The sequence below is a fragment of the Paenibacillus tritici genome (assembly GCF_013204885.1).
Classification (GTDB): Bacteria; Bacillota; Bacilli; order Paenibacillales; family Paenibacillaceae; genus Paenibacillus_AQ; species Paenibacillus_AQ tritici.
In genome coordinates this window covers 39631-52890 of the sequence record NZ_JABMKX010000019.1, presented here as the reverse complement: position 1 = coordinate 52890, position 13260 = coordinate 39631, and the positions used below count along the sequence as shown (strand labels likewise).

The window sequence follows — 13260 nt, the reverse complement described above, 5'->3', positions numbered from 1 at the left end:
CTGTTCTTCCCGGCCGGGGCGCTTTGTTATTTGTTCAAAGCCGCTTCAATGGCGGCGCTCAAGCCCTCATAAGAGGAATCCGGCAGCAGCACGCCGTTCACCATGAACTTCGGCGTGCCGTTCACGCCGTAAGCGCCGGCGATTTTGAAGTCTTCTTTTACATCGTACATATAAGTATGGTTCTTCAGGTCCTGCTCGAATTGCCCATAATCAATGCCTTCAATATTGTCCTTCACGAACCCCAGGATGAACTTCTGGGTTGCCCAGATCTCGCTCTCATCGCCCTGATTGGCATAGAGCTTGTGGAGATATTCCCAGAACTTCTCATTGCTCTGCCGGTGGATGGCTTCCCCGGCACTGGCGGCCAGGTAGGAGTCCCGGTCGATGAAGGCAAAGTTCATGAAGTAGAACTGGACCTTGCCGGTATCCACGTAGTCCTTGATGAAGGTATCCAGATAAGAGGCGGTCCAATTTTTGCAGGCCGGGCATTTGAAATCCGCGAACTCAATCACCTTCACCCTGGCGTCTTCCTTGCCCAGATGCGGCTGTTTCTCATACTTCAGCCCGTCGACAACGATCTTTCCCTTCACATCGGTGTAATTAGGGAGATTATCCAGCCCGGCCGTGCCGGACGATTTGCCGTTCGTAAGGATGAAGACAAAGATTGCGATCAGCAGCACTGCAATGACAGCAAGCAACATAGGGAGGATTCGCCCGTTGCCCCGGGTATTCCTGGAATGGTTCGGTTTGGGTTTGTTCATGACCAGCCTCCTGCACGATATGACAATCTACCCAAATAGTATAATCATACCGGCAGCAGGCTGCCTATGCCATTTGTAACACCCGCTAAGGGAAGCGGGCCATCAGCCGTGATGCTCACGCAGGGCAGCCGTACGGATGACCGGAGGAACCTCGTGAATGGCAGAGATCGTCAGCACGGACTGCTGCATCTCCCGCTGAAGCTCAATCAGATTGTAGAGCCATTCATTGGGCTGCTTCAGATAGATGCTGTTGATGCCGGCAGTCAGAGCGGGAAGCACATCGGTACGCAGGGAGTTGCCGATCATCCAGGTGATTTTGCGGTCGAAATGATGGGTCGTCAGGATATGCTCAAGCGCCTCCACATTTTTGTGCTGGCGGATATAGATCCGGTCATCAAAATAGGCGTCCAGCTTCATTTGGGCGATTTTGCGCTGCTGAATGGAGTCGTCGCCGCCAGTGTAGAGGTAGAGGGAATGACCGTCCTGCTTGAGGGTGTCCAGTGTCTCCACCATTCCGGGATAGGCTTCCACCTCCTGGTCGTATACGCTCAGCCCCAGCTTCATGAGCTGCTGCTCCTCGAAGGAGTCAGCTTTGCGGTTATATTTGCTGCAAAAATACCGGTAGGTGGCAATCAGGGATTTCGGGAAATTGTCGCTGGCAAGTCCGCTGGTGCTGACTGTCTCGACATCAATCTCTACCTGCTTGCTGCGGAATTCGCTGATTGTTGGTCCGGCATCGCTGAACCAGTCGGACATCAGCTCGAAATACCGCCCAAGAATGAGGTCGAAATATTTGTTGCAATGCACCAGGGTGTCGTCCAGATCGAAGATTACTTGTTGGGTCAAATATTTCATACGGCTCACTCCTAAATGTGTGTTCTATTATATACGGATGTAGGACTCCAGGAACATCTGCAGCTCCGAAGCCCCGTCAGGCCGGATGCTGTAGCGTTCGGTGCCTTCGCCGCGCAGATGTACGCGCAGAAGTCCGGCGACCCGCAGACTGAGCAGATGATGCATCAGCATTTCACGGGACAGGTTCAGCTCCGCCTGCATTTCCCACAGCGTCTTCGGTTCAATCGCCACGAAGCGCAGCAGTCTCAGCCGGGTTGGATCAGAGAGAGCCTGTGTTAAGCGAAGCAGTACCGTAGGCGGCTCCTCCTCATTGTCTGAAGGGACATCTACCGGATATTGAACTAGCATAAGGTTCTTATAGAAGCAATAGGTGTTAATCGGCCGGTTATGGACCGTAGGCAGCAGCACAATGGTCTCCAGCTCCGGGATGTCCTCGATGACAATACCGCCGGAAGCATATTCAATCAGCGGGACCATGTCCATTTTGCTCTCCAGCATTTTTTTCTCAGACGCGTCTTCAATCAGCAGCGGCAGCAGCGTATGCTCCACATGGCGGAAATAATGCTCATACCATATCCGCAAGAGAGGCGTATACCCGTTCTTGATCCGCGTGCATTCTTCCGGCGTTAAGCTATGGAAAAAGGGTCCTGTACGCAAGAGGCATTCTTCCAGGGAGGAGCTCTCCAGCTCATCCAGGAACTGCAGCACCTTGGAAGCCTCGCCCCGGCTGTAAGCCCAGGCATAGAGGACATCATAATCTTCGAACGGCCACTCGGCGGCCTGCTTCAGGGCAGTCAGCTGCATAGGTGTGAAGCGGCCGTCTACCTCCCGGATCCAGTCCGTGCCGATCTCCAGATTGGAGGTCCATTTCTTAGTTACATATAACATGAAACTGTCCAGCAGTTCATATACGGGAGAAACATCAATTTTGAGTTCATACTTCTTCAAGCCGGGGTCACCTCCAAAAAATCAGTCACTTCTATATATTATCTCTTGTTTTGAAGAAGGTTGTCTACTATAATGTTCCGTGTTTGCCTGATGAGGCCGGTTTCTAATACCACTGAATGATACAGGAGGATTTATTCGTGCCAGATTCAAAGTCGTTATCGCTTGCACGCAGCGGCAGAATGAATTATTTGATTTTGATTGCCGTCATTATACTGGCAGGAATGAGCCAAGGGATGCTGCTGCCGGTCTTATCCATTCTGCTGGAGCAAAAAGGCGTCTCGTCCTCGCTGAACGGACTCAATGCGGCCGCCCTTTATGTGGGATCGTTTGCCATGACGCTGGTCGCGGAACGGGTGCTTGGCGCTATAGGCTTCAAAAAGCTGATCGCTGCCGGGCTCGCTCTGGTGCTGGCGGCGCTGCTGCTGTTCCCGCTGCTTACCGGAGTGAAGATATGGTTCGTGCTCCGCCTGCTTGTCGGAATCGGCGATTCAGCGGTCAACTATGCCGCACAGCTCTGGGTGCTGCTGATGACACCAGCGGAGCACCGTGGACGGAACCTTTCGCTGTACGGAATGTCCTACGGCCTGGGCTTCAGCCTGGGGCCGCTTGGCATCAGCCTGCTGCGGTTCGGCCAGTCTGCTCCGTTCCTGATTACTGCACTGCTGTTCGTGCTGGTGCTGCTGCTCGTAGGGCTCAAGCTGAAGGACTCCCGCCCGGAAGCCATGGCGCACAGCGAAGGCCAGGCCAGCCGGTTTGGGCGAAGCTACCGTCTGGCTTGGTATGCGCTGATTCCGGCGCTGTTATACGGCTACATGGAAGCCAGCCTGAACAGCAACTTCCCGGTATACGGACTGCGCATCGGCTTCAGCACCGATCAGATTGCCGCCCTGCTGCCGTTCGCAGGCATCGGGGGCCTTCTCTTGCAGCTGCCGCTTGGCATATGGAGCGACCGCTACGGCCGCAAAGCCATCCTGATTGCGGCAGGCACAGGAGGAGGCCTGGCCTTCACGCTGCTTCCGCTGGCGGGTGAGCATTTCCTGCTGACACTGCTGCTGCTGATGGTGGCCGGGGGACTTGTAGGCTCTTTCTTCTCGCTTGGATTAAGTTATGCCGCCGATATCCTGCCGCGCAAGCTGCTTCCGGCTGCAAATGTAGTGTCCTCGTTTCATTATAGTCTCGGAAGCATAGCGGGTCCGGGCATCGGCGGAGTCCTGCTGCAAACCGGCTGGGGCGGAAGTGTATTTGCGCTAATGGGCGGCCTGTACATGATGTTTGGACTGGCAGGGTTATTATTCTCGCCACGGAAGAGTATTTGAGGTAAGATAAGAACGAATGCTCGCATGGAATTTGATCCCGCTTTCAGAGTACACTATAGAGTAGAGTCGAAGACAGGAGAGGCTGACCTATGATTACAGTTGAACATTTGGCCAAAGCGGTCGGGGAAGATAAAGCACCGGTTCTGCAGGATATCGGATTTCAATTAGAGCCGGGAGAATTTGTGGCGCTGCTGGGACCCAGCGGAAGCGGTAAATCGACACTTCTGCGGTGTCTGGCACTGCGCGAGAAGTGGGACAGAGGGAATTTCAGGGTAGACGGGACCGATATTATGAAGAGCCCGTTTGCCGGCAAACGTAAGATCCGCCGGGAATGGGCGTATCTGGAGCAGAACGCGGAGCTGAATCCGAACCGCACTGCACTGAAGAATGTGCTGATCGGACAGGCCTCACAGACACCGCTCTGGCGGATGGCTACAGGAATGGTCCGTTCGGATGATTATATGGGGGCTATGGACCAGCTGGATCTGCTCGGCCTGCTGGATAAGGCCAAGCTGAAGACCAGCCAGCTCAGCGGCGGTGAGAAGCAGCGGGTAGCGATTGCCCGGGCACTCGTTCACGGCGCCAAGGTAATCCTTGCCGATGAGCCGGTTACGGGCCTGGACCCCAAAACTGCGGAGAATGTCCTTGAAACGCTCCGTAATCTGTGCAAGGAGACGGGGCTGACCGTTCTGACCGTTCTGCCGATCGAGCTGGCCGAACGCTTTGCCAGCCGTCTGTGGGTGCTGGAGGATGGAAGAATCAAACATGATGTCAAAGGACGCCGGCTGACCTCGCAGGAAAGGCTGCATCTGTGAAATGAAACTCAATATGCGCCTACTGGGAGGGCTTGCCGCAGCCGCTCTGTCCCTGTTCGCCCTATCGGGCTGCACCTTTATCAGTGATCCGGTCTCCCAGATGAAGGTACCTCAGCTGTCCGGTGACAAGGCTTCGCTGATGGCAGCCATTAACTCTTCATTGAAGACACTGGATGCCACGCTGCTTCGTCCGGCCAATGATGATAACAGCTCGATTTTCACCGAGGATCTGGACAACGATGGAATTATGGAGACGCTTGTGTTCTACGAGACGAAGAACGAAGCGGTGGTGATCCACGGGATGATTCTGGAGAAGCATGAGGATACCTGGGTGAAGAAGCTTGTTTTTGACGGCGACGGCACCGTGCTGGATTCTGTGGAGCTTAAGGATGTCACGGGTGACGGGAAGCTCAATATTGTCACCGGCTATTCCCGCGGGGAAGAGAAGGGCGTGAAGGGGATGGTCGTCTACAGCTATTCCGGCGGGGAGCTGGAAGAGATTCTGACCAAGCCGTACACCAAATATATCATCGGCGATCTGAACGAAGACGGGATTCCGGATATCACCGTGGTATACTTCAAGCGTAATGAATTCGCTACAATAGCTACCTACCAGTATAACGACAGCTTCAAGCTGCTGGATGAACTCGACGACCTGGACCCGTATTTCAATAGCTATTACAATATTGTCTCAGGAAAAGTGGCTGCGAACAAAGAGGGGATCGTCCTGGATTCTGCCGTGGATTCGCGCTCTGCCTACACAACGGTGGTTGTAATGGATAATAATAAGCTTCGTGTGGTGATTCCGGGAGATGCCCGCACCTTCAAGGACCGCAAAATCGTCAGCGAGGATATTGATATGGACGGAGTTATTGAGATCGGAATCCTGGTTCCTCCCAAGGGCTGGGAGTATTTCGACCCGGAGACTATTCCGTATTTCAATTCTTATTACAAATGGGACGGCAAAGAAGGCCTGACCTTCAGCACCCAGCTCTATAATGATCCGCTGGACCGGTTCACCATTAATTTCGCTCCCGAATGGCAGGAGCGGGTGACCATTGACACCAAGTCGGTTCAGAACAAATCGCTCAAATTCATTATGACGGATACCGGAGAGACTGTCGCCGAGGTCTCATTCTTCTCACCGGCGGAATGGGACCGGGTGAAGAATACCGGCTGGAAGCTGCTCGGACGCGATCTGGACAAGATGATCGGGTACCGTGGAGAACTGGAACAGAATACAATCGGAGGAGAAGAGGGAAGGGTCAAATCCTCTATCGAAAGGAAGGGAATCGATGAGTAAAGTACTGATTCTGGAGGATGAAGAATCCATCCGCAGTTTTATTGTCATTAACCTGAAGCGCAACGGCTTTGAAGTACTGGAGGCGGCAGACGGCAATGAAGCGCTGCATAAGCTGACTACCATACATGATATTGATATCGCTTTGCTGGATGTCATGGTTCCCGGCATCGACGGCTTTGAAGTCTGCAGACGCATCCGGGAGACCAATGAACGGCTGGGAATTATTTTCCTGACCGCCAAGGTTCAGGAGCAGGACAAGGTCTATGCGCTGTCCGTAGGGGCAGATGACCATGTCAGTAAGCCGTTCAGTCCAACCGAGCTGATCGCCCGTATCCAGTCGCTGTTGCGCCGGGTCAATGTTCACCGGGAGCAGTCGGCCAAGGTATCGTTCCACTCGGGTCCGTTCACCCTGGATCTGATCTCCAAGCAGTTCAAGCGGAGCGGAGAAGCGATTGAGCTGACGCCAACGGAATTCTCACTGGTGCAGTTCTTCCTGGAGAAGGAGAATACACCGCTTAGCCGTGACTCCCTGCTGGATCATGTGTGGGGCAAGGAGTATATGGGTGACCCTAAGATCGTTGATGTCAACATCCGCCGCTTGCGTCAAAAAATCGAAAATAATCCGTCGGAGCCTGAATACCTGCAGACGGTGTGGGGGCACGGCTATAAATGGAAAGGTCAGGTACAATGATCAAGAAGGGGATGCGCAGACAGATCGTACTGCACTATATTCTGGTAGTCTTTGTGGCGCTTCTCCTCGTTGAGACGATCTTTCTGCTGGCGATCCGCACGTATTATTACAACAGCATCTACAGCAAAATCACCACTCATATCAGTGTGGCTGAGACTTATGTGAAGTATGGAATCGACGAAAGGTCGCCGAACCAGCTGGAGCAGCTGCTTGAATTATTCAATATGGAGTTTACCGAGCTGGAGGTTCTGACCCTTAAGGGGGACATCATCACCAGCTCCACCGGGTTCCAGCCGGACCGGACGATCACCACCAGTGATGTCCCCGAGGCGGTTGGCGGCAATATCGGCCGCTGGGTGGGCCGCCAGGCAGGCACCAATGAGAATGTCATGGCGGTATCCAAGATGGTGCAGATCAACGCTCATGATACATATGTGCTGCGGTATCTGACCTCCATGGAAGGTGTCAACAAAAATCTGCTTAATCTGACCTTGCTCTCCATCGGCATCGGGATGGCAGTTGTGTCCATCGTATTAGTGTTCAGCTTCGGTCTGGCCAATTCCATTGTGCGTCCGCTGAATAATATTACGGCAGTGTCGGCGCAGATGGCCAAGGGCAAGTTCACCACCCGGATTAAGGGCGATTACCGGTACGAGATCGGAGAGCTGGCTTCAACGCTGAATTATATGGCGGATGAGATTGTCCGCAGCAACCAGATCAAGGATGATTTCATTTCTTCGATCTCCCATGAGCTGCGCACCCCATTGACCAGCATCAAGGGCTGGAGTGAGACGCTGGTCTCCGGCGGCTATGATCCTGAAGAGACCAAGCTTGGCGTAGGGATTATCTCGCGGGAGAGCGACCGGCTGATCGGGCTGGTGGAAGAGATTCTCGATTTCTCCAAGCTGCAGCAGAACGAAATGAAGCTGTCCATGGGACAGGTGGATATCAAGGTTCTCCTGCAGGAGACGCTGCTCAATATCTGGGCCAAGGCTGAGAAGAAGCGGATTCATCTGCTGCTGGAATGTGAGGAGACGATCTTCACCAGAGGGGATGCGAACCGCTTGAAGCAGGTCTTCCTCAATCTGGTGGACAATGCGGTGAAGTTCTCGCCGGAGGATTCCAGTATCGTATTGTCGGCGGAGCGCCTGTCATCTACGGAGATGGCTGTCACCGTCCGCGACAGCGGCATCGGGATCAGTGAAGCGCATCTGTCCAGAGTGCGGGACCGCTTCTTCCAGGTCGATGCCCTGAACGGCGGAACCGGTCTCGGGCTGGCTATCTCCCAGCAGATTGTGGAGCTTCATCACGGCAAGCTGGAGATGGACAGCGAGCTTGGCAAGGGGACTCAGGTTACCGTCATTCTGCCGCTTGTTGAGGTAGAGCAGGAGAAGTCCTGATCGAAATGGCAACATATAACGGATAATTCAATAAGAGAACACACACAAAAGGGATACAGCATAGTCCAAGCGGACCGGGTTGTATCCCTTTGTATGTAACAGCCCTGCGGGCTGAAAAATTAGATTATGAAGGCATACCCTCTGCGCGAAGACGGCCGGACTTCTCATAGACCTCCTGGAGCAGACGGGAAGGCTGCGTACGGACCAGCGGTTTGGCAGCTACAATCTCGTGCGGACCGACAACTACGATGTTATCCGTACTGCCTTTAATCACAGCACCGTCCTTGATGACTGCACCTTCACCGATAATCGCATTCTCAATCAGAACACCACGGCCGATGCGGGCACCCGGCATAACCACACTCTGATTGATTCTGCTCTGCTTGCCGATCTCTACGCCGCCGAAGATTACAGAACGCTGCGGGGTACCTTCGAGCAGGCAGCTGTCGTGAACCAGGCAATCCGCTGCGGGAATCTGAACCCGTGGTCTGACGGCGGTCAGCTTGGTGCGCATGGCACGGCTGTACATCGGCCAGCGGGAGTTATCGAGCTGGAAGCCATCCTCTGTCTGCAGAAGATCCATATGTGCTTCCCAGAGGCTGCTGACCGTGCCGACATCTCTCCAATAGCCCTTGAAGCGGTAGGCGAACAGCTCATCGCTTGCATCCAGCATGGACGGAATCACATCTTTACCGAAATCATGACCGGAGTCTGGATTTGCCGCATCGCGCACCAAATGAGCCTTGAGGTATGCCCACTCGAACAGATAGATGCCCATGGAGGCCAGATTGCTCTTCGGAGCCTTTGGTTTCTCGGCAAACTCGGAGATTTTGAACTCCTCATCCACGTTCATCACACCGAAGCGGCTCGCTTCCTCCCAAGGTACCTCCATTACCGAAATGGTGGCCTTTGCGGACTTGGCGATGTGATAATCGAGCATTTTGCGGTAATCCATGTGATAGATATGGTCTCCCGACAGGATCAGAACATGCTCCGGATTTTGACTGTCAATATATTCTATATTCTTATAAATAGCATCGGCGGTGCCTGTATAGCTGTCTCTGCCTTCAACACCTGAAGGGAGCAGTTTTACACCCCGGTCACTGCTGCTGTGCAGCCCCCAGGGCTCGCCTTCACCGATATGCTGATGCAAGGATTCTGCTTCGTATTGAGTCAATACTCCGATCGTATCAATCTTGGAATTCACACAATTGCTGAGGGGAAAATCAATAATTCTGTACTGTCCGCCGAAAGGGACTGCAGGCTTAGCCATGCTGGTAGTCAAGGGGGCCAGTCTGCGGCCTTCTCCGCCTGCCAGAAGCATGGCGATACATTCTTTTTTACTCATTTGTTATCCCTCCCATTTTTTTGTCAATGCTTGTAATATACACGCTCTGTGGGCGCTTGAAACGGCATAGGGGAATTATATTGCTGTGAATCAAGAAAAATTACATAAACATTTTCTTTATTCAGAAATCAGCGGATTTACTCGCAAAATCATTTTCAAATGCAGCATATTCGGGTAATGTAAAAGGTGCATCCTATATACAAAGGTGGTGATGATTTGGCCGATTTATCAAAAACAGTAAACCTCCCGTCAGCTGAAGATATTTATCTGTTCCATGAAGGCACGAATTATCGCAGCTATACGATGCTTGGCGCGCACATTGCCGTCCAAGAAGGGCAAGCCGGTGTTCGCTTTACCGTGTGGGCTCCTCATGCGGCATATGTAGGACTGGCTGGTGATCATAACAGCTGGGATGGAACATCCGATCTTGATACGTTATATAAGATACCCGATTCAGGATTTTGGAGTCGTTTTTTCCCGGGTATAGAGCCGGGAACTTTTTACAAATACAGGATTATAGGAGCGGATGGGACAAGCTTCCTCAAGGCCGACCCTTACGCATTTAAGGCAGAAGTACGTCCCGCTACAGCATCCGTCGTGGCAGATCTTGAAGGCTACAAATGGGGGGATGCCGCCTGGCGCCGGAAGAGCAAGGGGCCTTACCAGGCACCGATGAACATTTATGAGATGCACCTGGGCACCTGGCGGCAGAAGGAAGACGGAGAGCTCTATACTTATAGAGAGATAAGCAGCCTGCTGATCCCTTACCTGACAGAGATGAGCTATACCCATGTGGAGTTTATGCCGCTCGCTGAACATCCTTATGATCTATCCTGGGGATATCAGGGGACAGGTTACTTTGCGGCCACCAGCCGCTTCGGGGAACCGCAGGATCTGATGTATCTGATTGATCAGCTGCATCAGGCGGGCATTGGAGTTATCCTGGACTGGGTTCCGGCTCATTTCGCGAAGGATGCCCATGGCCTGCGCTTGTTCGACGGTTCACCGTTGTATGAGTATGCTGATCCGATGCTGGCTGAGAAGCCGGGCTGGGGCACCTTGTCCTTCGACTTCAGCAAGCCGGAGATTTGGTCCTTCCTGATTTCTAATGCCTTATTCTGGTTTGAGAAATATCATATTGACGGTATGCGCGTCGATGCAGTTACCAGTATGCTGCGGCTTGATTTCGAGAAGGATCATCATCAGTACAGAACGAACGAGAACGGCGGGCTCGAGAATCTGGAGGCGATCCGTTTCATTCAGCAACTGAACCAGACGATCTTCCAGTATTATCCGAAGGCGCTCATGATGGCCGAAGAATCCAGTGCCTGGCCGGGTGTCACTTCACCGGTGCATGAAGGAGGCCTTGGCTTCAACTACAAGTGGAATATGGGCTGGATGAATGACACCTTGGGCTACATAGAACGTGATTTCGGATCACGCCCTTACCATCATAATTTGTTGACCTTTCCGATATGCTATGCGTATGCCGAGAACTACACGCTGCCGTTGTCCCATGATGAAGTGGTTCACGGCAAGAAGTCGCTGCTGGACAAAATGCCCGGCTCCTATGAGCAGAAATTTGCCGGTCTGCGGATTCTGCTTGGGTATCAGATCAGTCATCCGGGTAAAAAACTGCTGTTCATGGGCGGAGAATTCGGACAATTCATCGAATGGAAGGATCAGGATCAGCTCGACTGGCTGCTGCTGGATTATGAGAGCCACCGGCGGATGCTGGCCTATACGGCTGCGCTCAATAAGCTGTACCTTGCCGAAAAAGCCCTGTGGGAGCTGGATCATGAGATGGAGGGTTATCAGTGGATTGATGCGGACGACAACGGCCAAAGCGTTGTATCCTATATCCGCAGAGGGAAGCGGCCGGTTGATACGCTGCTGATCATCATCAACTTCCAGCCGGTGGAGCGCCGGAACTACCGCATCGGGGTGCCGCGTCCGGGCGTATATGAGGAGTTATTCAGCTCGGAGAACATCGAATATGGCGGATCAGGCATCCACAATGAGCCTCTTACGAGCACGAAGACAGAGTGGCATAATCAGGTGAACAGTATCGAGCTGACCCTGCCGCCGCTTGCGTTCGTGGTGCTCAAGAAGTCAGGACGCAAGGGCAAATGAATGTTGGAACCATAAATTAAGTTCGATCAGAAGGGGGAAACTGGATGAAAGTCTTATTTGCTGCGGCCGAAGCCCATCCATTTATCAAAACAGGCGGCCTGGCCGATGTGATCGGCGCCCTGCCGAAGGCTCTCAAAGCCGCCGGAGTGGATGTACGGGTTATCTTGCCCAAATACAAGGGGATTCCTGAGAAATACACTGCTCAGATGGAGCATATCACAGCTCTTGATGTGCCGATTGGCTGGCGTAACCAATACTGCGGGATAGAACGGATTGTCTTTGAAGGGATTCCTGTCTATTTCATAGATAATGAGTACTACTTCGGGCGTGATGGGATCTACGGCTATATGGATGACGGGGAACGGTTCGCTTTCTTCAACCGGGCGGTGCTGGAATGTCTGCCGGCGATTTCTTTCCAGCCGGACGTCGTACATTGCCACGACTGGCATGCGGCGGTAATCCCGCTGTTACTACAGGCGCATTACCGCCATAATCCGTTCTACAGTGAGATGCGTACGGTGTTCACCATACATAATCTCCTGTACCAGGGCGTATTCCCTTATTCGGTGCTCGGTGAGCTGCTGGGACTGGACGACAGCTATTTCCTGGGCGTCGAATACTACGGGAACGTGAATTATATGAAAGGCGGGATTGTCTACAGTGATCATGTCACGACGGTCAGCCCGACCTATGCGGATGAGATCCGCACCCCGTATTACGGATACGGTCTCGACGGGCTGCTGGCTTCGCGTTCGGATGCCCTGAGCGGGATTGTCAACGGCATTGATACCAAGAGCTACAATCCGTCCAGCGATTCGTCGATCTTCACCCGCTACCGCTCCAATCTGACGAAGAAGGCCGAGAATAAGCTGGGTCTTCAGCAGGAGCTTGGATTGCCGGTAGCGCCATATATTCCGATGGTAGCGATGGTTACCCGTCTGGTGGATTCCAAAGGTCTGGATCTGCTGACCCGTGTCCTGGATGAGCTGCTGTATTACGATGACATTCAATTTGTCCTGCTCGGAACGGGAGATGAGGTCTACGAACGCTGGTTCCGCGAGGCGCAGTGGCGTTACCCTACCAAGCTCTCTTCACAGATTCTGTTCAATGATGCCTTGTCCCGCAAAATCTATGCCGCCAGCGACATCTTCCTGATGCCGTCCAAATTCGAGCCCTGCGGCATCAGCCAGCTGTTGGCGCTGCGTTACGGCAGTATTCCGGTGGTCCGTGAGACCGGCGGGCTTAACGATACCGTTCAGGCGTACAACGAAGAGACCGGAGAGGGCAACGGCTTCACCTTCAAGGACTACAACGCCCATGATATGATGTTCACCCTCCGCCGCGCCGTATCGCTCTACCACAAGCCGGAGCACTGGAAAAAAGTGGCGAAAAACGCATTCTCCGGCGATTACAGCTGGAATGTATCCGCGCAGCAGTATATTGACATCTATAATAAGATTACAGCTCCGGTTACGGAGTAGCATATTTGATCGCATACGCAAAGACACTCCTCAATGGATGATTTGAGGAGTGTCTTTTGTGATGGAATTTATAGGCTTCATTGAAACGGTAACGTCCTTTAAAAGGACGGCAAGCCGTTCCTACTAAAGCGTGAATGTAGTGGACTCCGGTCAACCGGTGAATGCGCCCCGCAACCGTATTGGCTCCGCTATGGCAGTGTCGGCAGACG

The 13260-nt window shown here is 53.0% G+C and carries 11 protein-coding genes; 7 read left to right on the top strand and 4 right to left on the bottom strand.

All coding sequences use genetic code 11. From position 1 onward, the window contains the following. Window positions 1–26: 26 nt before the first annotated feature. The 3 genes from HQN87_RS26625 to HQN87_RS26615 form a co-directional block, all read right to left on the bottom strand. Window positions 27–761 carry a DsbA family protein gene (locus HQN87_RS26625; protein ID WP_173139506.1) on the bottom strand — a complete coding sequence of 245 codons (735 nt, stop codon included), beginning with the start codon at window positions 759–761 and terminating at the stop codon, window positions 27–29. Window positions 762–863: 102 nt separating this feature from the next. Beyond that, window positions 864–1616 (bottom strand): HAD family hydrolase, encoded by a 753-nt coding sequence (locus HQN87_RS26620; RefSeq protein ID WP_173139504.1) that lies wholly within the window; start codon window positions 1614–1616, stop codon window positions 864–866. A gap of 27 nt (window positions 1617–1643) precedes the next feature. After that, complete coding sequence (locus HQN87_RS26615; RefSeq protein ID WP_173139627.1) at window positions 1644–2504, bottom strand: ArsR/SmtB family transcription factor; 861 nt, start codon at window positions 2502–2504, stop codon at window positions 1644–1646. 239 nt (window positions 2505–2743) lie between these two features. Here HQN87_RS26615 and HQN87_RS26610 point away from each other — a divergent pair, with 239 nt between their 5' ends. The 5 genes from HQN87_RS26610 to HQN87_RS26590 all read left to right on the top strand — a co-directional run bounded on the left by HQN87_RS26610 (window position 2744) and on the right by HQN87_RS26590 (window position 8089). Next, a complete protein-coding gene (locus HQN87_RS26610) occupies window positions 2744–3880 on the top strand; it encodes an MFS transporter (RefSeq protein WP_254075690.1) in 1137 nt (378 codons plus the stop codon). A gap of 89 nt (window positions 3881–3969) precedes the next feature. Further along, window positions 3970–4695 carry a phosphonate ABC transporter ATP-binding protein gene (locus HQN87_RS26605; protein WP_173139500.1) on the top strand — a complete coding sequence of 242 codons (726 nt, stop codon included), beginning with the start codon at window positions 3970–3972 and terminating at the stop codon, window positions 4693–4695. A 13-nt stretch (window positions 4696–4708) separates the two neighbouring features. Beyond that, window positions 4709–5998: a hypothetical protein gene (locus HQN87_RS26600; protein WP_216857464.1), complete on the top strand. Its 1290-nt coding sequence runs from the start codon at window positions 4709–4711 to the stop codon at window positions 5996–5998. Beyond that, window positions 5991–6689, top strand: a complete 699-nt coding sequence (locus HQN87_RS26595; RefSeq protein WP_173139498.1) for a response regulator transcription factor — start codon at window positions 5991–5993, stop codon at window positions 6687–6689. The genes HQN87_RS26600 and HQN87_RS26595 overlap by 8 nt, the downstream gene beginning before the upstream one ends. Beyond that, a complete protein-coding gene (locus tag HQN87_RS26590; protein WP_173139496.1) occupies window positions 6686–8089 on the top strand; it encodes a sensor histidine kinase in 1404 nt (467 codons plus the stop codon). The genes HQN87_RS26595 and HQN87_RS26590 overlap by 4 nt, the downstream gene beginning before the upstream one ends. A 124-nt stretch (window positions 8090–8213) precedes the next feature. Here HQN87_RS26590 and HQN87_RS26585 read toward each other — a convergent pair whose 3' ends face one another. Next, entirely contained in the window at window positions 8214–9437 is a 1224-nt protein-coding gene (locus HQN87_RS26585; protein WP_173139494.1) for a glucose-1-phosphate adenylyltransferase, read from the bottom strand. 216 nt (window positions 9438–9653) lie between these two features. On the opposite strand from HQN87_RS26585, the gene glgB reads away from it, so the two are divergent. Both glgB and glgA read left to right on the top strand, forming a co-directional pair. Then, a complete protein-coding gene (gene glgB, locus HQN87_RS26580; protein WP_173139492.1) occupies window positions 9654–11570 on the top strand; it encodes a 1,4-alpha-glucan branching protein GlgB in 1917 nt (638 codons plus the stop codon). 44 nt (window positions 11571–11614) lie between these two features. Then, entirely contained in the window at window positions 11615–13051 is a 1437-nt protein-coding gene (gene glgA, locus HQN87_RS26575; RefSeq protein WP_173139490.1) for a glycogen synthase GlgA, read from the top strand. The last annotated feature ends 209 nt before the right edge of the window (window positions 13052–13260 follow it).

What these genes read in the sequence shown, in the direction of transcription:
- HQN87_RS26610 (WP_254075690.1), top strand. Translation starts at nt 2,744, where the DNA reads ATGAATTATTTGATTTTGATTGCCGTCATTATACTGGCAGGAATGAGC.
- HQN87_RS26605 (WP_173139500.1), top strand. Translation starts at nt 3,970, where the DNA reads ATGATTACAGTTGAACATTTGGCCAAAGCGGTCGGGGAAGATAAAGCA.
- glgA (WP_173139490.1), top strand. Translation starts at nt 11,615, where the DNA reads ATGAAAGTCTTATTTGCTGCGGCCGAAGCCCATCCATTTATCAAAACA.
- HQN87_RS26590 (WP_173139496.1), top strand. Translation starts at nt 6,686, where the DNA reads ATGATCAAGAAGGGGATGCGCAGACAGATCGTACTGCACTATATTCTG.
- HQN87_RS26595 (WP_173139498.1), top strand. Translation starts at nt 5,991, where the DNA reads ATGAGTAAAGTACTGATTCTGGAGGATGAAGAATCCATCCGCAGTTTT.
- HQN87_RS26585 (WP_173139494.1), bottom strand. Translation starts at nt 9,437, where the DNA reads ATGAGTAAAAAAGAATGTATCGCCATGCTTCTGGCAGGCGGAGAAGGC.
- HQN87_RS26625 (WP_173139506.1), bottom strand. Translation starts at nt 761, where the DNA reads ATGAACAAACCCAAACCGAACCATTCCAGGAATACCCGGGGCAACGGG.
- HQN87_RS26615 (WP_173139627.1), bottom strand. Translation starts at nt 2,504, where the DNA reads ATGTTATATGTAACTAAGAAATGGACCTCCAATCTGGAGATCGGCACG.
- HQN87_RS26620 (WP_173139504.1), bottom strand. Translation starts at nt 1,616, where the DNA reads ATGAAATATTTGACCCAACAAGTAATCTTCGATCTGGACGACACCCTG.
- HQN87_RS26600 (WP_216857464.1), top strand. Translation starts at nt 4,709, where the DNA reads ATGCGCCTACTGGGAGGGCTTGCCGCAGCCGCTCTGTCCCTGTTCGCC.